Origin of the sequence: Anabaena sp. AL09 (assembly GCF_001672255.1) — a bacterium.
GTDB classification, from domain to species: domain Bacteria; phylum Cyanobacteriota; class Cyanobacteriia; order Cyanobacteriales; family Nostocaceae; genus Dolichospermum; species Dolichospermum lemmermannii.
Genome location: NZ_LJOQ01000036.1, coordinates 6406 through 29483 on the forward strand (window position 1 = coordinate 6406; position 23078 = coordinate 29483).

At 37.8% G+C, this 23078-nt stretch carries 24 protein-coding genes and 1 tRNA gene; 11 read left to right on the top strand and 14 right to left on the bottom strand.

Annotation, left to right across the window (positions count from 1 at the left end; all coding sequences use genetic code 11):
- Positions 1 to 377: 377 nt before the first annotated feature.
- The 3 genes from AN490_RS06055 (at position 378) to AN490_RS06065 (ending at position 3411) form a co-directional block, all read left to right on the top strand.
- On the top strand, positions 378 to 671 hold the full coding sequence (locus AN490_RS06055; RefSeq protein ID WP_015083119.1) for an HU family DNA-binding protein: 294 nt from the start codon (positions 378 to 380) through the stop codon (positions 669 to 671).
- Positions 672 to 697: 26 nt separating this feature from the next.
- Complete coding sequence (gene cobD, locus AN490_RS06060) at positions 698 to 1798, top strand: threonine-phosphate decarboxylase CobD (RefSeq protein ID WP_300000890.1); 1101 nt, start codon at positions 698 to 700, stop codon at positions 1796 to 1798.
- 155 nt (positions 1799 to 1953) lie between these two features.
- A complete protein-coding gene (locus AN490_RS06065) occupies positions 1954 to 3411 on the top strand; it encodes an NAD(P)/FAD-dependent oxidoreductase (protein ID WP_300000892.1) in 1458 nt (485 codons plus the stop codon).
- Between the two features lie 250 nt (positions 3412 to 3661).
- Here the strand turns inward: AN490_RS06065 and AN490_RS06070 are convergent, their stop codons facing one another.
- Positions 3662 to 5365 (bottom strand): DUF3685 domain-containing protein, encoded by a 1704-nt coding sequence (locus AN490_RS06070; RefSeq protein ID WP_300000894.1) that lies wholly within the window; start codon positions 5363 to 5365, stop codon positions 3662 to 3664.
- A gap of 53 nt (positions 5366 to 5418) precedes the next feature.
- Positions 5419 to 5865, bottom strand: a complete 447-nt coding sequence (locus AN490_RS06075) for a Fur family transcriptional regulator (protein ID WP_213716752.1) — start codon at positions 5863 to 5865, stop codon at positions 5419 to 5421.
- 236 nt (positions 5866 to 6101) lie between these two features.
- Between AN490_RS06075 and AN490_RS06080 the strand changes: the two genes are divergently transcribed.
- Positions 6102 to 6608 (top strand): CRR6 family NdhI maturation factor, encoded by a 507-nt coding sequence (locus tag AN490_RS06080; protein ID WP_300000897.1) that lies wholly within the window; start codon positions 6102 to 6104, stop codon positions 6606 to 6608.
- A gap of 53 nt (positions 6609 to 6661) precedes the next feature.
- Here AN490_RS06080 and AN490_RS06085 read toward each other — a convergent pair whose 3' ends face one another.
- Positions 6662 to 7603: a glycosyltransferase family 9 protein gene (locus tag AN490_RS06085; RefSeq protein WP_300000899.1), complete on the bottom strand. Its 942-nt coding sequence runs from the start codon at positions 7601 to 7603 to the stop codon at positions 6662 to 6664.
- Between the two features lie 123 nt (positions 7604 to 7726).
- Between AN490_RS06085 and ispD the strand changes: the two genes are divergently transcribed.
- Positions 7727 to 8407 carry a 2-C-methyl-D-erythritol 4-phosphate cytidylyltransferase gene (gene ispD / locus AN490_RS06090; protein WP_300000900.1) on the top strand — a complete coding sequence of 227 codons (681 nt, stop codon included), beginning with the start codon at positions 7727 to 7729 and terminating at the stop codon, positions 8405 to 8407.
- On the opposite strand, the gene AN490_RS06095 is transcribed toward ispD, so the two are convergent.
- On the bottom strand, positions 8369 to 8593 hold the full coding sequence (locus AN490_RS06095) for a hypothetical protein (protein WP_300000902.1): 225 nt from the start codon (positions 8591 to 8593) through the stop codon (positions 8369 to 8371). The two genes, ispD and AN490_RS06095, sit on opposite strands and share 39 nt — an antisense overlap.
- On the opposite strand from AN490_RS06095, the gene scpB reads away from it, so the two are divergent.
- Positions 8594 to 9124 carry an SMC-Scp complex subunit ScpB gene (gene scpB / locus AN490_RS06100; RefSeq protein WP_300000924.1) on the top strand — a complete coding sequence of 177 codons (531 nt, stop codon included), beginning with the start codon at positions 8594 to 8596 and terminating at the stop codon, positions 9122 to 9124.
- 115 nt (positions 9125 to 9239) lie between these two features.
- On the opposite strand, the gene AN490_RS06105 is transcribed toward scpB, so the two are convergent.
- The 7 genes from AN490_RS06105 to AN490_RS06135 form a co-directional block, all read right to left on the bottom strand.
- Positions 9240 to 9316, bottom strand: a tRNA-Met gene (locus AN490_RS06105).
- 60 nt (positions 9317 to 9376) lie between these two features.
- The gene (locus AN490_RS06110; RefSeq protein WP_300000904.1) at positions 9377 to 10330 is read right to left on the bottom strand and encodes an asparaginase; all 954 of its coding nucleotides are present in this window, start codon (positions 10328 to 10330) and stop codon (positions 9377 to 9379) included.
- Positions 10331 to 10501: 171 nt separating this feature from the next.
- On the bottom strand, positions 10502 to 11002 hold the full coding sequence (locus AN490_RS06115) for a CGLD27 family protein (RefSeq protein ID WP_015080639.1): 501 nt from the start codon (positions 11000 to 11002) through the stop codon (positions 10502 to 10504).
- A 5-nt stretch (positions 11003 to 11007) separates the two neighbouring features.
- Positions 11008 to 11445 carry a ribosome silencing factor gene (rsfS, locus tag AN490_RS06120; RefSeq protein ID WP_300000907.1) on the bottom strand — a complete coding sequence of 146 codons (438 nt, stop codon included), beginning with the start codon at positions 11443 to 11445 and terminating at the stop codon, positions 11008 to 11010.
- Between the two features lie 352 nt (positions 11446 to 11797).
- Entirely contained in the window at positions 11798 to 12847 is a 1050-nt protein-coding gene (locus tag AN490_RS06125; protein ID WP_148764755.1) for a sugar transferase, read from the bottom strand.
- 1074 nt (positions 12848 to 13921) lie between these two features.
- Positions 13922 to 14563 carry a DUF3318 domain-containing protein gene (locus AN490_RS06130; RefSeq protein ID WP_015080643.1) on the bottom strand — a complete coding sequence of 214 codons (642 nt, stop codon included), beginning with the start codon at positions 14561 to 14563 and terminating at the stop codon, positions 13922 to 13924.
- 78 nt (positions 14564 to 14641) lie between these two features.
- Positions 14642 to 15199 (bottom strand): hypothetical protein, encoded by a 558-nt coding sequence (locus tag AN490_RS06135; protein ID WP_015080644.1) that lies wholly within the window; start codon positions 15197 to 15199, stop codon positions 14642 to 14644.
- A 265-nt stretch (positions 15200 to 15464) separates the two neighbouring features.
- Between AN490_RS06135 and glpX the strand changes: the two genes are divergently transcribed.
- Positions 15465 to 16502 (top strand): class II fructose-bisphosphatase, encoded by a 1038-nt coding sequence (glpX, locus tag AN490_RS06140; RefSeq protein ID WP_300000911.1) that lies wholly within the window; start codon positions 15465 to 15467, stop codon positions 16500 to 16502.
- Between the two features lie 92 nt (positions 16503 to 16594).
- Here the strand turns inward: glpX and AN490_RS06145 are convergent, their stop codons facing one another.
- Together AN490_RS06145 and AN490_RS06150 are read right to left on the bottom strand one after the other, a co-directional pair.
- Positions 16595 to 16768: a hypothetical protein gene (locus tag AN490_RS06145; RefSeq protein ID WP_300000913.1), complete on the bottom strand. Its 174-nt coding sequence runs from the start codon at positions 16766 to 16768 to the stop codon at positions 16595 to 16597.
- A 12-nt stretch (positions 16769 to 16780) separates the two neighbouring features.
- On the bottom strand, positions 16781 to 16978 hold the full coding sequence (locus AN490_RS06150; RefSeq protein ID WP_300000915.1) for a hypothetical protein: 198 nt from the start codon (positions 16976 to 16978) through the stop codon (positions 16781 to 16783).
- Positions 16979 to 17008: 30 nt separating this feature from the next.
- Between AN490_RS06150 and AN490_RS06155 the strand changes: the two genes are divergently transcribed.
- The 4 genes from AN490_RS06155 to AN490_RS06170 all read left to right on the top strand — a co-directional run bounded on the left by AN490_RS06155 (position 17009) and on the right by AN490_RS06170 (position 22025).
- Positions 17009 to 18295, top strand: coding sequence for a glutamyl-tRNA reductase (locus AN490_RS06155; protein WP_015080646.1), 1287 nt, complete (start codon positions 17009 to 17011; stop codon positions 18293 to 18295).
- Positions 18296 to 18437: 142 nt separating this feature from the next.
- Positions 18438 to 20168, top strand: a complete 1731-nt coding sequence (locus AN490_RS06160) for an asparagine synthetase B (protein WP_300000917.1) — start codon at positions 18438 to 18440, stop codon at positions 20166 to 20168.
- Positions 20169 to 20172: 4 nt separating this feature from the next.
- Positions 20173 to 21435, top strand: coding sequence for an ATP-binding protein (locus AN490_RS06165; RefSeq protein ID WP_300000919.1), 1263 nt, complete (start codon positions 20173 to 20175; stop codon positions 21433 to 21435).
- A 5-nt stretch (positions 21436 to 21440) separates the two neighbouring features.
- Complete coding sequence (locus AN490_RS06170) at positions 21441 to 22025, top strand: hypothetical protein (RefSeq protein ID WP_015080649.1); 585 nt, start codon at positions 21441 to 21443, stop codon at positions 22023 to 22025.
- 23 nt (positions 22026 to 22048) lie between these two features.
- Here the strand turns inward: AN490_RS06170 and AN490_RS06175 are convergent, their stop codons facing one another.
- Entirely contained in the window at positions 22049 to 23044 is a 996-nt protein-coding gene (locus tag AN490_RS06175) for a hypothetical protein (protein ID WP_300000922.1), read from the bottom strand.
- Between the last annotated feature and the right edge of the window lie 34 nt (positions 23045 to 23078).

Genomic DNA, 23078 nt, shown 5'->3' on the forward strand with positions numbered 1-23078 from the left:
CTGTACGGGCGAAGCATTTGGAGAACTATTTTTGGCAATGAGCGATAATTTATCTTCCAAATGCTTCGCCCCTACTAACAACTGACAACTGACCATTAAGTATTTATTCCTAAAAATAGGGTATTTTGAATACAGTAAAGAGGTAAAAAAACAAAAAAATCCTGAAATCTATATAAATTAATAGTTTTATCTATCCACTTAGGGCGACAACGCCTTAGAATGATTCATTGAAAAGTCGAATCAATCGTATTTGTAGCGATTTTGAGTGTAAATACTCTCAAGGAACGATTTTTTTATTTCTACAAACGGAAATTTACGTAAAGATGCAGTCATGGTGCATCTTGAAATAATCTCTAGCAAAACTTTAGGAGTTCGATATGAACAAGGGCGAATTAGTTGATGCGGTAGCAGAAAAGGCTAGTGTTACCAAGAAACAGGCTGATGCTGTTTTGAGTGCTGCCATCGAAACCATTGTGGAAGCGGTTTCTTCCGGTGATAAGGTAACATTGGTAGGATTTGGTTCTTTTGAATCACGGGAACGCAAAGCCCGTGAAGGGCGCAACCCCAAAACCAACGAAAAAATGGATATTCCCGCTACCAGAGTTCCCGCTTTCTCCGCTGGGAAACTGTTTAGAGAAAGAGTAGCACCCCCAAAAGAGCCAAAAGAGTAAGTTCTTCTATAGGAAAGATATTTTTGATGCCACAACAAGCACACGGGGGAAATTTAGCTTGGGCAGCAGCACTGGCTGGCTGTTCCCCTGATGCTATTGTGGATTTTTCCGCCAGTATCAGCCCGTTGGGACCACCAAACAGCGTTATTGCTGCAATTGTGTGCCAACTGGGGAATCTGAGGAATTATCCTGACCCAGAGTATGGTGAATTGAGACTTGCTCTGAGTCATTTTCATCAAATACCTACTGAGTGGATTTTGCCAGGTAATGGTTCAGCAGAATTATTAACTCTGGTGGGTAGAGAATTGGGACAATTAGCAGCAACAGTGTTACTAACTCCAGCGTTTGGTGACTATTACCGCACTCTTGCGGCTAATAACGCTAAAGTTCTGGAGTTTCCTGTGGATTTAGGCATAGGTCAGGGGAATATTTCTCTATTGCCAGATTTCGGACTTGAGACTTCAGATTTTGGGTTACTGCTGAATAATCCCCATAATCCAACGGGAAAGTTATTTTCACGGGAATCTGTTTTACCGTATTTGGAAAAGTTTGCTTTGGTGGTGATAGATGAAGCGTTTATGGATTTTTTGCCACCGGAAGCTGAACAAAGTTTAATTGGGTTGGTGCAGGAATACGAGAATTTGGTGATTTTACGATCGCTCACCAAATTTTACAGTTTACCAGGGCTAAGATTAGGATATGCGATCGCTCACCCCGACCGGTTGGCAAAATGGAAATTATGGCGAGATCCTTGGCCTGTAAATACTTTAGCAGCAGCCGCAGCGATCGCCGCCCTCCAAGATACAGAATTCCAAAATCTCACCTGGAAATGGCTACCAGAGGCGAGAAACCAACTATTTCAAGGTGTAGCTTCAATTCCCGGTTTAACCCCGCTCGAAGGCACTGTTAACTACTTATTGGTAGAATCTCAACAATCCACTTCCCAGCTACAACAGCAACTACTTCAGCAACACCAGATTTTAATTCGTGATTGTTTAAGCTTTAAGGAATTAGGCGATCGCTTTTTTCGCATCGCAGTCCGTACCCAGTCTGATAACCAACGCCTATTAACAGCACTTATAAGAAGGAGTCAGGAGTCAGGAGTCAGGAGTCAGGAGTATGGCTAACGCCACGCTTCGCTATCAGGAGTATGGCTAACGCCACGCTTCGCTATCAGGAGGAAGAAGGAAGAAGGAAGAAGGAACTTAATGGGTGACAACGAACAACGAACAACGAACAACTGCCCAATGCCCAATGCCCAATGCCCAATGCCCAATGCCCAATGCCCAATATTGATTACGATATCGTTATTATTGGTGGCAGTATTGCTGGATACCATGCCGCTTTAAGTGCCACTCAGTTACACGCTAAAGTTGCCTTGATTGTGAGCGCGGATTTTTCTGATCACTATAATTCAAGTTATCAATACATACTTAGTGAAATTAGTCAAATTACTCAGCAATCTTATAATTTAGCAAATCTAGAAATTTTTGACAAAAATATTCACTTAAATCCAGAATTTTTAAATTTAAAAAAAGGATTGTTTTATGCAAATGCCGTTGCCAAAAATCTTAATCAAATAAATTCTCTTTCTAACTTAGCTGCTCAAGGTGTTGATATTATTGTTGGTAATGGTCAATTTCAATCTTCTCCTCAATTAAGTTTTACAGTTAATGAAAGACAGTTATATAGTCGCACCTATTTACTCGCTAATGGTTCTCGTCCCTTAATTCCCAATATTTCAGGATTAGATACCATTAAATATCTGACTTTAGCTAATATTTGGCAATCTTTAGAAACAACAACATTACCCGAAAATTGGGTAATTATTGGTGGTGTTCCTCAAAGTATAGAAATTGCTCAATTTTTAGCCAGATTCGGTTGTCAAGTTACATTAATAGTTAAAAATTCTCAAATTCTGCCTAATCTTGATTTAGAAATAGCCCAATTATTAACAGCACAATTAGAAGTTGATGGTGTGCGGGTTTTAACACAAACCCAAGTCACCCAAATCCGACATATAGACAATAAAAAATGGGTACAAGCCGGAAATCAAGCCATTGAAACCGACGAAATTTTTATTGGAATTGGACAGCAACCAAACCTAGAATATCTGAATTTACCAGCGGTAGGAGTAAAATTGCATCAACACCGCTTGGTTGTCAATGAAAAATTACAAACTACCAACCAGCGAATTTATGCCTGTGGTGATATATTAGGTGGTTATGATATTCAGAATATTGGTAATTATGAAGCTAATATTGCCATAGAAAATGCTTTATTTTTTCCCAGACTAAAAGTTAATTATGAATCTGTTCCTTGGGGAATATATTCTCAACCTAAAGTGGCACAAGTTGGTTTAACAGAAAAACAAGCGCGAAACCGATATTCTCAAAAGCAAATTTTAGTTTTTAAGCAATATTTCAAAACAGCTACAGCCCCACAAATACAAGGAGAAATTACAGGTATTTGTAAATTAGTAGTTTTGGAAAATGGAAAAATTCTAGGATGTTCTATTTTAGGAATAGCAGCAGGAGAATTAATTAATTTAATTAGTTTAGCAATATCACAAAATATTAAAATTCAGCATTTAGCAAAATTATCACCTATTTATCCCAGTTATTCCGAAATTATCATGGAAACAGCCAGAGAATGGAATAGACACAGAATTAATAAAAACCGTGCTTTACAAGAGTTGTTATTAGGTTTTTTCAATTATCGTCGTGATTGGAATTTATAGTACAGCACTTCCCGATGTATATTATTGGTAATTAATGAAAAGGCTTTTAATCCAATTACAAAAGAAGGGAACAGGGAACAGGGAACAGGGAACAGGGAACAGGGAGCAAATAAGAAACACTCATTTGCACCAGTTTAAAGCTCAGTCAAAAAAAGGATGTTTTTCTCATGTTTTTAAACATGAGTTTTTCCTGTTAGAAAGTTGCCCGTTCCCTGTTCCCTTTGAACAATTACCAATTACCAATTACCAATTACTTATTCTTCCGTTGTCCCTTTTCCGTTAAAGAAACACTACCAATTCCCTGTAAAATTCCCCTCCCAACTAAACCTAAACCTCGGCCAATTACTTGAGTCAGAACAAAAACAATTCCAGTTCCTAAAAAGCCTACTAATGATTGTATGCGGGGAGAAATAGCATCCCGAAATTCTAGTATTAATGTTACCCCTAAAGGAATTCCAGAAAGTTGAGCTAATTCTTGATTTCGAGGGGCATAAATTGATATTTTAGAAATTCCCCGAGGGGCAAAAATAAATAATTCATAGCGACTTTCAAAAATTGTTTGCGCTTCAGTTATATATTGATGTAATTGATATTTCCAAGATAAATTATTTCTAAATTTCTCAATTTCTCTGGTGGAAATCATGTGCCAATGATAAAAATTTTGTTTAATACTTTCCTCGTCTGCTAAATTATTTAGTAATGGTTGAATTACAGCATTAGCTATGTGAATCAATAAATTTTCTAAAATTGATAATGCTTGAGATTGAGATTCTTGCGTTCCTGCTGGATAAGAAACGTTATCAATACATAAATCTGTTAATAATAGTAGATAAGTCAATAATTCAAATAGAAATGGAACTTTATTGATAATTTCTGTTTGCGATTCTGTGGTTTTATCTAATAAAAATTTAACCAAACTTATTTCTTCTTTATCTAAAATAATTCGGGAATAATTTCCAAAAAACTCCGTAATAGTAAATTGCCATAAGTCTAGTAAAATCTGGCTTTGTAAATTAAATAGCTGATTCTTATCAAAATTAAAAGCCCGAACTTCTTCCAACTGCTTAAAAAATTGCTGAAGAATAATATAAAGTAACTCTCGCTTTTTATTTTCTCGAAGAATATCAATTTCTAAAGGTGTATTAGTAAGATTATCTAAAGGAAATTTGAGTTTATTTAAACCTAAAGTCAATAATTCAGATTGCAGTTGTTGAGAACTAACTATCGGTGGTACGTTTATAAATGGTCGTGGATCTGATTTAATAATAGTCTGATTGGGAAAAATATCTAAGGACGGTAATTGGTTTTCTTGTGATAGTCTTTGTCTTTCCTTCTCTGCTGTCAATAAGTGATTAACAACCCACCGAGCCGCTAAAAGTTCGCGTCGTTGTCCTGCTAAAATTGCTTTATTTAATAGAGTTATTCCTGGCAATTTTAATTGTTCTGTAACTTTATCAAGGGCTTGATCAATATTATTAATTCCCGAATTTTGTAAGTTATTTCGCAACTTAGCAAATGGGAAAGGAGAATTAACAATTACTGAATCTGCAAACCAGTAATAACCACCATTAGCTACTTCTTGAATAATGGGGACTAATTGAGAAATTGATATCCCTTTAGGACAATAGCCATTTATCCCGATTTCTTTGGCAGCAATGAGCATTTCTGGTTGAGATTTTGAACTTAAAAGTAATATAGGTATATGGGGATATAAAGCTTTGAGTTGTTTACAGAATTTTAACCCTATTTGCTCATTATCTAATTCTAAGATAATTAATTTAATTTGCCGAGAATTTCCAGTTAGTATTTCCGCTAAAACTTGTAAAGCCGCAGTATCTGTAGCAACATCTGCTACTACTTGTAAATTAGGAATAGCTTCCAGTGTTACCTTGAGTCCTAAACGGAAAATTGGATCTGGGTCAATTAATAAAAATTGTACAAGGCGATCGCTCATTTTTACAAGAAAGTTGATTCCTGATTTTTTAGGCTAGTTTAAATTTTTAATTCCTAATCACTTACTTTGTCACGATAACCATAAAAGTTAATAGTATATTCAGAAATCTTTATCCCTGTTTGTGCTTCCACTTGACGTAACAAATCTTCAGGTAATTCTATATGCACATCTAAAATTTGATTTGTATCTATACAGTTAACATGACTATGGGAATTACTATTATTGCCATATAATCGTCCTTCCCCATGTTCAATACACTCTATAATATTTTGGCTAGATAAAGCTTCTAGATTTTGATATACCGAAGTATGTCCAATTTCCTTACCTTCTTGATTCAGTCGATCATAAATCTCCCTAGCAGAAAGGTGTTCCTTCGCTTGCCAAAGCAATTCCAAAACAAAGCGCCGTTGACGACTGATACGCATCCCTAACATTTGACACCTATCCAAAGCATCTTGTAAAGAACAAATAGGTTTAGGATAAATCCCTTGCTTGTACATATTTCAGGTTGTAAATTCTAGGAATTGGGGATAAATCAATTCAAAATATCCTCACGATAGAACTTGCTTAGGCAAAATTGGAGGAAACTTTTGTCTGTTTGCTAACTCATCATTTTTTTAATCTAAAACAAACTCATAACAACTTTATCTTAAAATTCGGCTAAATGTCTACCTAAAGAGGTGAAAAAGCTGCTACTGTAGATTCTCAACACTGTTGAGTAAGTAGCTATCAGTTCATGACAATCACAATCACCCTCAACAACAACTCTATTTATAGTTTAGATGTGTCACCTGCCTTAACGGTGATTGAACCATTGCTGCAACAGGGAAGCATTTCTACCCATGAACAGCAACTGCGTCTGGAAATTCAGTTTGAGCGGGAAGCAAATGATCCACGGGAACTATCGGAAATTCCCGAAGTCAGACTGTGGTTTGTGCGTCTTGATGCCAAGTATCCTTGGTTGCCATTTTTACTAGACTGGAAAGCAGGAGAACTAGCTCGGTATGCAGCTATGTTAGTACCTCATCAGTTTAGTTCTAAAGAAGGTATCCAATATAACCCCGAAGCTTTAGAAATATTTCTGATGCACAAAATCTTTATTTTAAGTGATTGGTTGCACAAACAAGATATTACTAGTCCATCTCGACTCAAATCTTTAGCGCAAATTCTGGGTTATGAATTAGATGATGCTTTCTTTGAAACGATTGAAAAAACTAATTCGTCTAAACAATGGAATTTATGATTTTAGATTGGATATTTTTTTTCAATCTAAAATCCAAAATCTAAAATTAATACTCAGCCTCCCCAAATTTTTTCTAACACTATTTGGGGTGAGATATCTGCTATTTTCCCAGTTGATGAAGTAATAGCTAATACTTTCTCGCTTATAGGTAATAATTTTTCTGAATTTATAGAATCTAACAAAGTAATTGTATATGTTTCTACTGCTATACTTAATTGCAAGAAGCTATTTTCTACAGATACCATTAAACTAGCACCGGCAATTATGGCAGTTAACTTACCAATATCATCGGGAGAAGTAACTTTAATATTCTGACAATGTTCTAAAAGCGATCTGACTAAAGGCTCATTATTTGCTTCTCTAATGACAACAACAGGTAAATCTGGCTGTTTTTGTTGACAATCTGCAATAATTTGTTGCCAATTTTCTACGGGATAAGTTGTATCTAGGCTACCTTCACCAGCATTGATGAGAATAAAACCTGTTTCATTCACTCCTAAGCGTTTTTGTTCTGCTTGCGCCCATTCAATATCTACTTTAGGCACATTTACTGATAATGCTGGACAAGGAGTATTAATTTTCAAAGGTTTGAGTAAATTATGGTACATTTTTGCCACATACTCGGATAAATTGGGCGGAATAGGGTTAGTGAGAAAAACCGCACCTTCTCCTTGGTAGCCAATGCGTGTGGGAATTCCCGTCAACCACATTAACAAGCCTACCCACCAACTTTGTCCGACAATAATAGCGACATCATACTCACGATCACGGATCATACCAACTAAGTTACCCCAATCAGCTAAACTATTACGATCTTTGTAATCAAAGGTTAATACATCATGAACTGACTTGCTGACTCGGTAAGCGGCCTTTGACTGGGGTTCTACAATCACATCTATCTGCGCGTCGGGATAATAACGCTTCAGATCATCAAGAGTGGCAAAAAAAAGAATTTGGTTATCAATTGAACCAGGGACTAGGGCTACTACACGCATAATATTTATTAACGGTTATTGTTTTATATTTTAGGAGAATATAGGTATTGAGAATTTTGCTGGTGAAGTTATTTTCAACAATGGGTATTTTGAATTTATTTAATTAAAGATTAAGGAAAAGTTGTGCATTTACTAATTCCCGCAGCCGGAAGTGGCAAAAGAATGGGTGCTGATCGTAATAAACTTTTATTACAGGTACGTTCAAAACCCTTGATTGCTTGGACTTTGTTAGCCGCAGAAGCTGCAAGTTCTATTAGTTGGATCGGAATTGTTTCTCAACCTCCAGATTGGGATGACTTCAAGTCTATTATCGCTGACTTAAAGCTGAAAAAAACAATAGTATTCATTCCTGGTGGTTCTACCCGTCAAGAGTCAGTTTACAATGGTTTACAGGCATTGCCAACTAATGCAGGACAAGTTTTAATTCATGATGGCGCTCGTTGTTTGGCAACACCAGATTTATTTAATGCTTGTTCTGAGGCAATTTTGCATTGTTCTGGTTTAATTGCGGCTGTACCTATTAAAGATACGATTAAAGTCGTTGACGACAATGATATAATTAAAAGCACACCAGAGCGTAAACAGCTTTGGGCGGCCCAAACCCCCCAAGGGTTCGATGTCAAATTGTTAAAACAGTGCCATGCTGAAGGTGTCCGTCAAGGTTGGGAAGTGACTGATGATGCGGCTTTGTTTGAAAAATGCGGTATTGAAGTGAGAATAGTTCCTGGGGAAGAGACTAATTTGAAAATTACGACTCCTCAAGATTTAGCGATCGCCGAATTTATACTTAGTTATATAAAATAGGTGAAAATTTTCAGCCACTGACCACTGTACGGGCGAAGCATTTGGAGAACTATTTTTGGCAATGAGCGATAATTTATCTTCCAAATGCTTCGCCCCTACTAACAACTGTACGGGCGAAGCATTTGGAGAACTATTTTTGGCAATGAGCGATAATTTATCTTCCAAATGCTTCGCCCCTACTGACAACTGACCACTGGCAAAATAGAAGCGATTCTTTATTTAAAGGGTAAACCCTTATCTTTAAGTGAAATTGCTGAATATGCGAAGTGTGATCGCTTCACAGCAGAAGAAGGAATTATCGAACTAATTGAGAATTATTCCCGTCGAGATACAGCTTTAGAAGTCGTAGAAACTGAACATGGTTATAGTTTACAACTGCGTTCGGAATTCCATGATTTAGTGCAAGCTATAATACCAGTAGAATTTGGTGTGGGGGCTTTACGGACATTAGCAGCGATCGCCCTCCATAATCCCATATTACAAAGCGAATTGATTAATTTACGGGGTTCAGGAGCTTATCAGCACGTTCAAGAATTAGTAGAATCTGGTTTTGTTCGCAAACGCCGAGAGAGTGATTCTCGCTCCTTTGCTCTGCAAATAACCCCAAAATTTCATCAGTATTTTCAAATCGAACAACTGCCCCAAATTTTGGCAATTCCAGAGAAAGAACAACAACTAGAACTGGAGTTGGCAGGATTGGAGGCAGAGGAGGTTTGATTGGGCAACTCCTAGCCCAACATGATCAAGGATTTTTTTGGCTTTCCCTGGGTCAACCCAACACATAAAACAAGTCCCCGTAATCTTTAAAAATTACAGGGACTTATTTTTTATTTGGTGGCGGGAAGTGGATTTGAACCACTGACCTTCGGGTTATGAGCCCGACGAGCTACCAGGCTGCTCTATCCCGCGTCGCTTTTGTCGCTTTTCTCTCGACTCCTTTAATATAGCGCGAAGTCAAAAGTTTGTCAACTACAAAAGCGATAATTCTCCAATTACTTCCAAACGCTTGTATTTCCCCAGGTTCATAAACTTTTCAGAGAGGCTTTGGGCAATGCTGGGACTAATCCAACCCATTTGTTGGAGGATGTGAATAGCTACGGCATATTTAGCGCGTGTTGAACCATCCATGACTTTGATAGATAATCCCATGCCTTCACCAAGTCGGCCAATGCACTGTACCCCTTCTGCTCCAGATTTACTCACCAGTTCACCAGGAGTTAAGCGCATCAATTCTGTATCGAATTCTCCGACACCCGCCACCATTGTGGGATGATGATTCATGGCGCGGACAATTCTCTCCATATCCACGCTATTGCTGGAAGCTAATACAGCATATAAAGAGGCCATTTGACTGAGTTGCATCAGATATGTGGGTGCGCCACAGTCATCATGGGCGGTCAGAAATTCTGCTGCTGGCATTCGCAGCAATTCTGCTACTTTGGTGATAATTAACTGTTGGACTGGGTGTTTACGATCCAAATAGTTAGTTAACGGCCAATGGCGTTGCTGACAAACAGCTAACATTCCGGCGTGTTTACCAGAACAGTTATATTCTAAAGCACTACTCTTACCTTGAGGAATTGGGCAGTGCAGGGCATTGATGTCAATATCTGCTCTCCACAGGATGTTAAATACCTGTCTCACCTGTTCCATACTGCCTTTGTGGGAACTGGTGATAATTGCTAAGTCTTTATCGCTCAAACCATAACGTTCTAATGTGCCTGTGCTGGTGATAGCCAGTGATTGAAATGGTTTGAGGGCAGAACGGACAAATGCGGCGGTTTCAGCGTTACCAGCAACGGAAAGTACCCGTCCCCGGTCATCACTAACTACAGCCTGGACTATATGCCGAGATTCGATAATGCCTTCACGCAGCAACCGGACTTCTAGTGCTGCGGCTTGAGTTCGTTTTCCCATTGTCATGGGTTTATATCTATTTTGTGAATTGTCAGTTGTCAGTGGTTAGTAGGGGCGAAGCATTTGGAAGATAAATTATCGATCATTGCCAAAAATAGTTCTCCAAATGCTTCGCCCGTACAGTTGTCAGTTGTCAGTTGTCAGTTGTTTTACTAATGACTAATGACCACTGACTATTTACAAGAAATGCCAAACTATAGTACCAATAAGATACGTAAGAGCCAAGGCGGCAAAGGTAATTTGCAAGCGTTGGAAGATGGGTTTGATTTCGTAGGTAACAATTAAGCGATCACGGCTGATGACTTCTTGGGGTTTTGTCCAAGTGTGTCCGTCGTACCAACCAGATTCTTCGTAGAATACGGTGGGACTATAAAGGCGATCGCGCACATAGAACCAACCTAAATATAACCGGACTAATACTAGCACTATACTTACACTAGCAGCACCAGATCCACAAAGGAGAAAATTAAAAATCTGCTTTTGGGGAGAAAAACTGGCTGCTGCCACAGGTCCGGCTACTAACCAAGACCAAGCCCAGATCCAAAAAATTTTCTTGGTGAAGTTAGCCCAGCTTAAGATACTATCTCGAAATAGCCAGGCATTTTTTAATTCTTCGTACTCATTCAGTGGTTGTTGTTCCGTCGGAACTGGGCAATTCTCAAGGGAGGATCGCATCATATCGGTTAACTCCCAACATTCTCGGCGTTTGCTAGGGAAATACGTTCCGCGTGTCCCCAGAACGCTTCTAAATTATAAAACTCCCGTTCTCTTGGCATCATGATATGGACGATGACATCACCATAATCTTGTAGTACCCAAGTTCCTTCGGCTTTGCCTTCTGTTCTGATGGGTCGTCGTTGCCAGTCAATTTCAACTTGTCCTTGAATTGCGTCAGCGATCGCCCTAACTTGCACCTTAGAATAACCAGTCATCATCACAAAGTAATCCGCGAGGGAAGAAATCTCTGCCACATTGAGCAAGATAATTTCTACTGCTTTGCGGTCTAAAGCTGCCTCAGCAATAGTTAAAGCTAAATTTTTACTCGTAGCTTCTGTGTCAGTTTTAGGTCTGCTCACAGGGTTTATTGTCAATGGTAAATTTCGGGGGAAAGATTCAGTCATTCAACCTCATGTGCGTTTTTTCTGTTGCCACTACTTATTCAACTTGCTTACAAATATCTCAAAATAGCTGAACTGCAATTGTGTGAATAGGTTTTTCCTGAATAGTAACATATTCTACAGTTGATCACTTTATCAACCAAGGGAATAGGGAATGGGGAACAGATGCGAAAAATTAGCCCCCAAGCCAGGTTTTTAGCCTCACCCCTGGTAGATAGCTTAGTTGCCCTGTTCCTTTCATAAAAATAAACCCAAGCCGATTTGTAACTTGGGTAAATTGAATGTTTTAACCTGGTGAATTTAGTTTAGTAGCTCAGTCGTCAGGTATTAGCTGAATGCTGACGTTTAGCAGTGGCTAAACAGCCCCACTGTTTTTATTAAACAAAATAGTGATGGTTTTGAAAATTAACTTTAAATCATAAACTAAAGTCCAATTTTGCTGATACTGTAAATCTAACCGAATCACATCTTCAAAACTCCGAACTTTAGAGCGGCCGTTAACTTGCCATTCACCAGTCATACCAGGTTTAACGTCTAAACGTTGCCATTCGGGGACTTCGTAGCGTTCTACTTCATCAGGTGTGGGTGGTCGAGTCCCGACTAAACTCATTTCCCCTTTGAGAACGTTCCAAAATTGAGGTAGTTCATCCAAACTGGTACGACGTAAAAAGTTACCTACTTTAGTAATTCTGGGATCATTATCATTTTTAAAGAAAGCGCCTTCAACTTGATTTTTGATTTGGGATTTTCTAGCTTCTGCATCTACACACATAGACCGAAATTTCCAAATTGCAAACCGCTTACCCATCCAACCACAACGAGTTTGCCTAAAGAAAATTGGACCAGGATCGTCAATTTGAATGGCGATTACTATGGGAATAAACAAAATAAATGTAATTACTAAACCAACTAATGATCCCACAATATCAATCAGCCGTTTCATCCAAGATGCCACGGAATTATGAGTTTGAGGAAGTGGATCTACTTTGCGAGAAGTATTTTTTCCTGAGTTTGTAAAGTTATCTGTGGCTATTAGTGTGAGGTTGTGAAGAGACTCAATGGGAAACACCTGATCTAGCCCTGTCAGATTTAAAACTGCCATGACTTGGGGTGTAACATGACGCAGTGTTACTTTGATTCCCTTTTCTTGAGAATTTTTAAAGTTGCTGACTAGAGAACCTAAACCACTACTATCCATAAAAGTAGTATTTTGGAAATCAATAAAAATTTGCCCTGGTGGTAAATCTGCTGCAATTAAGTTTTGGCAAGTTTGCTTAAAACTGACGGCCTCAAGCACAGTTAACCTCACTGGAACTTGCAAGATTACTGCGCTTTCTAAGTAAGTAACTGGAAAGTCTACTGGTGTGGTTTGACTACTCATAAAACTCTGGACTTTAATTGCCATATATAATCTAATTTGTTAACCGTAATTTTCTTTTGGAAAAACAATTAACCTGATTTTTAATCTGGATGATGAAGCACAAGCTGGGAGATTTTTAAAGATTAGAGAAAATATTCCCAATCCAGCTTCACAATAGCAGCAATTCTCAAAATTTTTGCTGTTGTAAATAGGTGACTCAACTTGTTATTTCTCATGATCATCTGATTACTAAAAATAAAGTTAATGTTACTGATACCTGATTTAAGTCTTTTTATGCAATTCAAGGGGAATATCTCAACGTCGGGATACGTCAGATTTTTATTTGTTTTGCTCTTTGTGATTTGCATTGTTACTTTTGTGACAGTTTTAACAATTACAATGCCCTTTTTAACTGCCAAATTGACTGTTTTCCTAGATTACGGGACTTTGAAGCTCATGCAAATTCTGGGCGATTATCTATAGGACTAGAATGGGTTGCCAGAAAAAACTTACCTTTGTCAACAATAGCATTAGCTTAACTCAAGGATATCCTCTGCTTCATGCACAATTTTTAGCAAAATTTCAGCCAGCAATAATATCACTAATTAACCTGCTAATTTATTGAGAACCTGACGGATATTGACCACAGTTGGAAATAATTATCTCCTATTTAGACTCAGTAGGTCTAAATTTAAAATTTCTCAATGTGAGCAATAAAACTCATTATGAAGAAGATAAAAAATTCCTTTAACCAGCCTATAACACTAAGTTAGAGCTATTTAAAAAAATAATTGTCTTCCAAAGTACAGTTGTTAAAAAGTTAAAATCGGCGGTTGATTAGTTGCAGATGTAAGTAAGGAGATTTCGCTATTTTTGCGACCTGTGACTTCCTAAACTTATAAAATATTCAACAAAGACGCGAATTTAAAAAGTTTTTATGAGCAAAATAAGAAGGTTTGATAAAGTTTTAATATTTTGTTAAATAGATGAATTTCTCGGAAATTTTTCTGAACATAAAAGTCTAATAGATAGATATTACTGATGTTCAAGGCTTTTAGTCCTGACTCTGACTGTATCTTTGTGGGTTGGGTATCTCCCACCCCACTAATTGTCAAAATTTCACAATCCAGAGTCCTCATTCCGGGATTTAGCTTTGGCTTTGTTGGCGCTGCGTTTAAGAGCAGAAAGTCTCGCTTCATATCGAGAACGCTGATTTTTGCTAGGAGTGTTTTCCACTAAGGTTTTTAAGGCACTACCAAGACTTTTATAGGCGTTGGGTAAACTATAACCAAAGCGGGTTGCCAGAGCGATCGCTTTTTCGTCAGCATCTAGCAATTCTTTAACTTGTTTACCACCATTATTTTTTTGATATAATCGCCAACCAGAAACGCCACAGAGCGCCATAGCTAATACTAGCAATAATCCATCTTGTACCCATAATTCACCAACAGCACCACCTAAACCAATGGCTAGTGCGGCCATTTCCCAACCATCTTTGGGAATAGTGTCGTTTTGCACGCGAGCAACTTCGTGCCAAAACAGCAAATTCCGCTGGTCCATTGCCAGAGCATCCCATTTTACCAAGTCAATTTGAATTTCCACTTGGTCTTTGCCAATTTCTTCGCAACGAATCAGGGATGGATTAACCTCTGTTGTGCCTTCAACTGTTACCCAACTTTGTAATTCTGGGGGTAATAAGCTTTTTAACCGCCGGAGTTCACTCATTTCTGCTTTAGCAGAGGAGGTTGCATAGGATGTCATAAAAATCCAGCCTTACAAGATTTCAGTATATAATCAGGTTATCACTTTGCAGTTTAGTGATTTCAGTAGTGATCCGCTTTATTCATCAGACAAACTACCCCGCTTTTTCCGCGCTTCCATGGCTTTTTCTAGGAGTTCTAATAATCCAGGAGCTTGTTCTTGAATACTCAATAATAATCTTTCTCCTAAGTCCAGATTTCCCGGATCTTCTCCTGTTTCCATCACCTCTTGCAACCGCGGCAGGGCAACGGTATCCACGATTTGGATTAATCCGCTCAGACAACGGTTAAATTGTCTTTCGGTGAGCAGGGAGTCTTCCAGGGGAAATTCGATGATAGCGCGGATTTCACCATCGGATGGATCATATTCCCATTGGAGCATTTTAGTTTCCCAGGAAATAGCCAGCATCGTCTGGAGGATAGCGTCTTTGTAGGGATGGTCTTTTACTTCTGCCAAAACTTGGGGTGCAAATAGCCGAAAAAATTTTCCTTCCTCGTCCAGTTGGACAACTATCAGAAAATCTTCGATGTTTTCCGCTTCCACACCCGTAATAATCCGGTCTTCTTCTTCATCAAAACGGTAGTCCCAACCAAGATTATCTAGATACTTGGCTATTTGTTTGAGATTTGCTGCCATAAAAGCCTCGTAAGGAACAGTGGAGAGGCTGTCACCATAACTATTCTAACTTGCTAGGCGCATTTACTCAATTACTGTCAGCAATTTCTACTTTAACTTAACTAATATGAACGTACTGTAAAAACTCGCAATACTGCCTTAGTCGCAAAACTTAACACAGTTGCTAGTCAAGACTTTTTTCCATAAGTATCCTTGTTTTGGTAAACTTGAAAACTGAAATAGCTAATTAAACGACGCTAAGACAAGTAATTTAGAGGGGATACTCGTGGAAAATACTCTTGGGTTAGAGATTATAGAAGTAGTTGAGCAAGCAGCGATCGCTTCTTCTAAGTGGATGGGTAAGGGCGAAAAGAACATTGCTGACCAAGTAGCAGTGGAAGCGATGCGCGAACGGATGAACAAAATCCATATGCGTGGTCGCATCGTCATCGGTGAAGGCGAACGGGACGAAGCTCCTATGCTTTACATTGGAGAAGAAGTCGGTATCTGTACTCAACCAAATGCTGCCAGTGTCTGTAATCTGGAAGAACTTGTAGAAATTGACATTGCTGTTGACCCTTGCGAAGGGACTAACCTGGTTGCTTATGGTCAAAATGGCTCCATGGCAGTTTTGGCAATTTCTGAAAAGGGCGGTTTATTTGCTGCTCCTGACTTCTATATGCGTAAACTCGCTGCACCACCAGCAGCTAAAGGTCTTGTTGATATCAACAAATCCGCTACAGAAAACCTAAAAATCCTTTCTGAGTGCTTAAACCGTTCCGTTGAGGAATTAGTAGTAGTAGTGATGGATCGTCCCCGTCACAAAGACCTCATTCAAGAAATTCGCACCGCTGGAGCTAGAGTAAGACTAATCAGCGATGGTGACGTTTCTGCTGCTATCTGTTGCGCTTTCTCTGGTACTAATATCCATGCTTTAATGGGTATCGGTGCTGCTCCCGAAGGTGTAATTTCTGCTGCTGCTTTACGCTGCTTGGGTGGACACTTCCAAGGACAACTAATATACGATCCAGAAGTAGTACAAACTGGTTTAATTGGTGAAAGCAGAGAAGGTAATCTAGCTCGTTTAAACGAAATGGGTATTACTGACGGAGACCGAGTTTATAACGCTAATGAATTAGCTTCTGGTGAAACAGTGCTATTTGCTGGTTGCGGTATTACTCCTGGAACTTTGATGGATGGTGTGCGCTTCTTCCACGGTGGTGCTAGAACCCAAAGCTTGGTTATTTCTAGTCAATCCAAAACCGCTCGGTTTGTGGATACAGTTCACTTGTGGGAAGAACCCAAAACTATCCAACTGCGGTAGTAATTAGTAATTAGTCAGTGGTCAGTGGTCAGTGGTCAGTAGTCCATTGTTATTAGTAGTCTGTCAAAGTAAATTCGACAGGTTGTGAACATCTAAAAACTTTGTATTTTATAGTTTTTGGTCAATTTATATCCGTCAATCAGTTTTTGATAGTCTACTAACAACTGACAACTGACAACTAACAACTGTACGGGCGAAGCATTTGGAGAACTATTTTTGGCAATGAGCGATAATTTATCTTCCAAATGCTTCGCCCCTACTAACAACTGACAGATAATTTATCTTCCAAATGCTTCACCCCTACTGACAACTGACAATTGTACGGGCGAAGCATTTGGAGAACTATTTTTGGCAATGAGCGATAATTTATCTTCCAAATGCTTCGCCCCTACTAACTGTACGGGCGAAGCATTTGGAGAACTATTTTTGGCAATGACCGATAATTTATCTTCCAAATGCTTCGCCCCTACTGACAACTGACACCAAACCAATTACCTATTTAATAAATGAATATTGCCGTGGTGGGGTTAAGCCATAAAACAGCCCCTGTAGAAGTTAGAGAAAAATTAAGTATTCCTGAACCTCAAATTGAAAGTGCGATCGCTCAACTTCTGAGTTATCCTCATGTTGATGAAGTTGCTATTCTCAGTACCTGTAACCGCTTAGAAATTTATATCGTTAGTAACGAGACTACCCAAGGAATTCACGAAGTTACCCAGTTCCTTTCTGAACATAGCAAATTGCCGATTATGTCTTTAAGACATCATTTGTTTATGTTGCTGCATACTGATGCTATCACCCATATTTTACGGGTTGCGGGTGGGTTGGATAGTCTGGTTTTGGGTGAAGGTCAAATTCTCGCTCAAGTTAAGAATACCCACAAACTCGGACAACAATTTAATGGCATCAAAACCATTTTAAATCGCTTATTTAAACAAGCTTTAACGGCGGGTAAACGGGTTCGCACCGAAACCAGTATTGGGACTGGTGCGGTTTCTATCAGTTCGGCCGCTGTGGAATTGGCACAGATGAAAGTAGAAAATTTATCTCCTTATCGGGTGTCTATTCTCGGTGCTGGGAAAATGTCCCGGTTACTTGTACAACACCTGATTTCTAAAGGTGCAACTCAAATTAGTATTGTTAATCGTTCCCGCACAAGGGCTGAAGAATTGGCGAAGTTGTTCCCAGAACAACCGATCCAAATCCATTTGCTGCCAGAAATGATGTCAGTTATTGCCGCTAGTGATATAGTTTTTACTAGCACTTCTTCCACTGAACCGATTTTAGATCGGGCGAAGTTGGAAACGGTGTTAGAACCCAATCAACAATTGATGATATTTGATATTTCTGTCCCCCGAAATGTGGATGCAGATGTCAATGATTTGGCCAATGTCAAGGCTTTTAATGTTGATGATTTGAAGGCGGTTGTCGCCCAAAATTATGAAAGTCGCCGGCAAATGGCGCAAGAAGCTGAGAAGATTTTAGATGAGGAAGTTGAAGCTTTTGATATTTGGTGGCGGAGTTTAGAAACTGTATCTACAATTAGTTCTCTGCGGAATAAAATCGAAACTATCCGCGAACAAGAATTAGAAAAGGCTTTATCTCGTTTGGGTTCGGAATTTGGCGAAAAGCATCAAGAGGTAATTGAGGCTTTGACAAGGGGAATAGTGAATAAGATTCTCCATGATCCGATGGTGCAATTACGCGCCCAGCAAGATGTGGAAGCTAGAAGACGATGTATGCAAACTCTGCAAATGCTATTTAATTTGGACGCTGAGGAACAGTTTAGCTGAAATTATCAAGAAACAGGGGTTTTTCCTGGTTCATATCCCCGACTTCTTTGAGATTGCTGCAAATTTCGCTGCTTAGATTTTAACGGGTAATTGGTAATTGCTAATATTTTTACTTATTACCCCTTATCCAATACCCAAACTAATGCTATTTAATTTTTTCAAAAGTTCTCAGTCTGCCATTACAAATATTGAATTTAAGTCTAGTTGGTGTGTAGCTTACGGAAAATTAGATAATTTAAAAGAAGATGTAATTTGGCAAGATCAGCAATTTGCAGTTATTTCCACAGCAGATAAATTTGCCATAAGTCATAGCAAAAGATTTATAGTAGTTGGAGATATTTGGTTAAGTAATCGAGAAGAATTACTGCAAAAATTAGGAATTAAGATTAATCATAATTGCAGTAATCAACAAATAGTTGCACAACTTTGGGAAAAATATAATTCTGAATGTTTAAATTTATTACTGGGAATGTTTGGGTTTGTAGTTTGGGATTGTGAAAAACAGGAATTGTATTTAATTAGAGATGCCATAGGTAGCCGCACTTTATATTATACTACCACAGGTTTAACTTATTGGATAGCCCCAAAATTAAGAACTTTAACACCTTATCGTTCTGATAATTTAGATTTAGTTGCATTACGAGATTATCTTTGTTGTGCATTTGTTCCGGGAGAAAGGACACTTTGGCAAGATATCAAGGAAATTCGTCCTGGTACTTTTCTGCAAATGCCATCACAACAAGTTTATCATTATTGGCAATTAAAAGAACAAATTATAGACATAAATCAATCTTTAGCATGGTATGGTGAAAAACTTTGTTCTTTGCTTGAACAAGTTGTCAAAGAATATTTACCCAAAAATCAACCTGTGGGGATTTTCCTGTCTGGGGGTTTAGATTCTAGTAGCATTACCGCAATAGCAGCAAAATTACATTCTGCACCAATTCATACCTATTCTATTCATTTTGGGACGGAAACTGCGAACGAATTAGAATTTTCTAATTTAGTTGCAGAACATTGTCAAACTCAACATCACATCTTAGAAATTACCTTTCGGGATATGTGGGAACGTTTACCAGAAACAATGGCTTATTTAGATGATCCTATTGGTGATCCTTTAACAGTTCCCAACCTATTAATAGGGAGAATAGCGCGAGAAAATGTGCAAATTACTCTCAATGGAGAAGGTGGAGATCCTTGTTTTGGTGGACCCAAAAATCAACCTATGTTAATTAATAGTTTATATGGTGCTATTAATAACCAGGATTCATTACAAGCATTTCTAATTTCTTTTCAAAAGTGTACTTTAGATTTACCGCAACTTTTAAAAGCGGAAATTTGGCAAAGTTTAAAAAATGAATCTTCTGTATTTTATGATGATTTAAATGCCGATGTCAATTATTTGAATAGATTAATGGCATTGAATATTAAATTTAAAGGTGCAGATCAGATTTTGACAAAAGTGAGTAATTTAACTCAAGCAGCAGATTTACAGGGTTTATCACCACTTTTTGATCAGCGTGTAGTTGAATTAAGTATGCAAATTCCTCCAGAATATAAACTTTCGGGAGTGGAAGAAAAAGCAGTTTTGAAAAAAGCAGTTAGTGATATTTTACCAGATAGGATTATTCATCGTCCTAAAAGTGGGATGATGGTTCCTGTACAATTAGGATTTAGAAAATACTGGCAACGGGAAGCGCGGAAATTGTTGTTAAATAGAAATAGTCAGATATCAGCTTATATTAATCAGGATATATTGCGTGAATGGTTAGATTTTAAAGGAGATGTTTGGGGAAGATATGGTGTTAAACTGTGGTTATTGGTGAGTTTGGAAATTTGGTTACAGGTAAATAAATCTACATTCAAGAAGTAGTCAAATGTTAAAAGAACTTCATTTAAGGTCTGTTGGACCATCTTCTCAATTTGATGTTGAATTTGCTGATAGACTCAACATTTTTACTGGGGATAATGGATTAGGTAAAAGTTTCTTACTAGATGTTGCTTGGTGGGTACTTACTGGAAACTGGGTAGAACAACCCGTTTATCCGCAAAGAAATACAGAAAAACCTCCAGAAATTATCTCCCAAATTATCACTCTAGATGATGATGAAGGAAAAAATTATTCCTTTAAATTTAATTTTTCTAAACAAAAATGGCAAGATTTAAGAGTTCCCTTTCATAGTGTTCCCTCATTAAAAGGAATAATTATTTTTGTTCGCGTTGATGGAAGTTTCTCTATTTTTGATCCTGCTCGCAACGATGAAGATGCCTATGATTTTACCCCTGATACACTTTGGAATGGGTTAAAATTAAAAGGAAAAGTTATTTGTAACGGTCTGATTCAAGATTGGGTAACGTGGCAAAATCAACCACAAAAAATGCCATTTCAACTTTTATCTGATGTCATAAAACGACTTTCACCCCATCCAGATGAATGGATAGAAATAGGAGAACCGACGCGAGTATCTGTGGATGATGTCCGCGACATTCCCACAATTAATCTTCCTTATGGTAATATTCCCATTACCCAAGCATCAGCAGGAATGAAGCGGATTCTGGGACTTGCTTATTTGTTGGTATGGACTTGGTATGAACACGAAAAAGCTTGTGAACTAACGCAGCAAGAACCAATGAATCAAATAGTTTTATTAATAGATGAAATTGAGTCTCATCTCCATCCTCGCTGGCAAAGAGCGATTTTACCATCTATTTTATCAGTAGTCAATCAGTTAAAATCAAATATCACAATACAAGCTTTAGTTACTACTCATTCTCCCCTTGTGCTGGCTTCATTAGAACCAATATTTGATGAAGAACAAGATAAATTATTTTTATTTGAACTACAAGGAAAAGACGTTGAACTAAATGAAATGTTCTGGACTAAACAAGGTGATACTGTAGGATGGTTAACATCAGAAATATTTGGACTAAAACAAGCACGTTCTCAAGAATCAGAAACCGCAATTGAAGCAGCAGAAGCGTGGATGCGAAATGATAATATGAATACTTTTCCTGAACATTTGAGAACACAATCACAAATTCATCAGGAATTGCAAAGACTTTTACCGGGACATGATCCATTTTGGCCACGTTGGATAGTTACAGCAGAAAGAAGAAATCAAAAATCATCAGACTCATAGTAAATATGTTAAAGTTTAATCCTCCAGCAGAACCGGAAAATTTTGATCTAAAAGCACGACAACCAGGTAATAATTGGTTAGAAAAAAATACAGATCCTAAAAGAAAACTCAGAGATTATTGGTCAAATTTTAAAAGTGATTTAGCTGATGGTTTTAGTAATCTTTGCGGTTATAGTGCAATGTATGAACCTGTTGGTACTGTAGATCATTTCTTATCTTGTGACAATCATCGTCATTTGGCTTATGAATGGAGTAATTACCGTTTTGCTTCCGGTTGGATCAATAGCAGTAAAGGTACTCTTGATCAGCAGGTTCTTGACCCATTTGAAGTGGAAAATGACTGGTTTGAAATTCTGTTGCCTTCCTTGCAATTAATCATAACTGATAAAGTTCCACTGCACGAACGTCAAAAGGCTGAATTTACTCTACAAAAATTGCATCTACGGGATGATGAACGAGTTCTTCGTCAGCGTCAAGCATGGTATCAGATGTATATTGATGGTGATCTTACCCTAACAGGATTAGAAAAGAAAGCCCCCTTGATTGCTCGTGCAGTTAGAAAACAACAAGCAAATTCTCAGTTAGAATAATTATTAGTAACATCCATGTTTATTCAACCAAAACTTTCCACCATATAAATATCATTTCCTGAATTAATACCTGAATCACCAATTAAAATTATACTACTATCATCACTTTCTAAATTCAAGCTTCCAGAAATACCATGTCTGAGAACTTGAATTAATTTTTGTGGGGTAAAGGATTCTAATTCGACAAAATTACCAGTATCTAACCAAGCTAATTCTTCAGCAGTTAAAGTCAGACGAATATCTACAGATAATTTTTTAGCTTCGTCTTTTAACTGTGAAGAAAACCGAGTAAACATTTTTCCCTGACTCGCAATAATTTGACGGGGTAAAAGTCCCAGGTCAATAATTGTCACATTACTATTTAAAAACCACTTTTCACTGGTGCGAAGATGATGAACTAAACTGACACCTTTGGGACTACAATCATGAATAGCATAGACTTTTAAATCAGGGTTACGTCGTAACATTTCCATTGTAGTATTGAAAATGCTTTGGGGATAACCAGTAATACTGAGAATTGCACAATTATTTTCAAAGTGGAAATTATTAGCAATTAATAATTGTGCCATATTAGCACTATCGCAAACTACTAATCTATCAAAACTATAAGCTGTTATATCGGGGTTAATAGATGTAGGTGCAATTTGTTCTTGTTGTGAAGTTAGAACTTTATCAACTTTACCATTTATTTGTTGCCATTTTGTCAACCAACCATCTAAATCTATGGAAGAAAATAAAAATTGTTGTGGTAAATTTTCGACATTTCCTAACTGTCTAGTTCCTAAAAATATTGATAGCAACCCTAAAATTACTACAATACAGAAAGCAGGGAAAGAATTTAACACAAATAAACTTGCTGATATTCCCACTACTAGAATGACCACTCCCAGTCTTTGTAAGGTTTTAGCACTTGCTTTTCGACTAGCATTGTTTAATCTACTTGAATTTGTATTATTAAATAAATACGGTTCTACCGTTCCCCTTATGATCAAACATCCTTTTAATATATCCAAAACCATTGGTGTACATGGGTTTAATCTAAATTAATAAGCG

What these genes read in the sequence shown, in the direction of transcription:
- AN490_RS06055 (WP_015083119.1), top strand. Translation starts at nt 378, where the DNA reads ATGAACAAGGGCGAATTAGTTGATGCGGTAGCAGAAAAGGCTAGTGTT.
- cobD (WP_300000890.1), top strand. Translation starts at nt 698, where the DNA reads ATGCCACAACAAGCACACGGGGGAAATTTAGCTTGGGCAGCAGCACTG.
- AN490_RS06065 (WP_300000892.1), top strand. Translation starts at nt 1,954, where the DNA reads ATGCCCAATATTGATTACGATATCGTTATTATTGGTGGCAGTATTGCT.
- AN490_RS06070 (WP_300000894.1), bottom strand. Translation starts at nt 5,365, where the DNA reads ATGAGCGATCGCCTTGTACAATTTTTATTAATTGACCCAGATCCAATT.
- AN490_RS06075 (WP_213716752.1), bottom strand. Translation starts at nt 5,865, where the DNA reads ATGTACAAGCAAGGGATTTATCCTAAACCTATTTGTTCTTTACAAGAT.
- AN490_RS06080 (WP_300000897.1), top strand. Translation starts at nt 6,102, where the DNA reads ATGACAATCACAATCACCCTCAACAACAACTCTATTTATAGTTTAGAT.
- AN490_RS06085 (WP_300000899.1), bottom strand. Translation starts at nt 7,603, where the DNA reads ATGCGTGTAGTAGCCCTAGTCCCTGGTTCAATTGATAACCAAATTCTT.
- AN490_RS06110 (WP_300000904.1), bottom strand. Translation starts at nt 10,330, where the DNA reads ATGACAATGGGAAAACGAACTCAAGCCGCAGCACTAGAAGTCCGGTTG.
- AN490_RS06115 (WP_015080639.1), bottom strand. Translation starts at nt 11,002, where the DNA reads ATGATGCGATCCTCCCTTGAGAATTGCCCAGTTCCGACGGAACAACAA.
- rsfS (WP_300000907.1), bottom strand. Translation starts at nt 11,445, where the DNA reads ATGACTGAATCTTTCCCCCGAAATTTACCATTGACAATAAACCCTGTG.
- AN490_RS06125 (WP_148764755.1), bottom strand. Translation starts at nt 12,847, where the DNA reads ATGGCAATTAAAGTCCAGAGTTTTATGAGTAGTCAAACCACACCAGTA.
- AN490_RS06130 (WP_015080643.1), bottom strand. Translation starts at nt 14,563, where the DNA reads ATGACATCCTATGCAACCTCCTCTGCTAAAGCAGAAATGAGTGAACTC.
- AN490_RS06135 (WP_015080644.1), bottom strand. Translation starts at nt 15,199, where the DNA reads ATGGCAGCAAATCTCAAACAAATAGCCAAGTATCTAGATAATCTTGGT.
- AN490_RS06155 (WP_015080646.1), top strand. Translation starts at nt 17,009, where the DNA reads ATGAATATTGCCGTGGTGGGGTTAAGCCATAAAACAGCCCCTGTAGAA.
- AN490_RS06160 (WP_300000917.1), top strand. Translation starts at nt 18,438, where the DNA reads ATGCTATTTAATTTTTTCAAAAGTTCTCAGTCTGCCATTACAAATATT.
- AN490_RS06165 (WP_300000919.1), top strand. Translation starts at nt 20,173, where the DNA reads ATGTTAAAAGAACTTCATTTAAGGTCTGTTGGACCATCTTCTCAATTT.
- AN490_RS06170 (WP_015080649.1), top strand. Translation starts at nt 21,441, where the DNA reads ATGTTAAAGTTTAATCCTCCAGCAGAACCGGAAAATTTTGATCTAAAA.
- AN490_RS06175 (WP_300000922.1), bottom strand. Translation starts at nt 23,044, where the DNA reads ATGGTTTTGGATATATTAAAAGGATGTTTGATCATAAGGGGAACGGTA.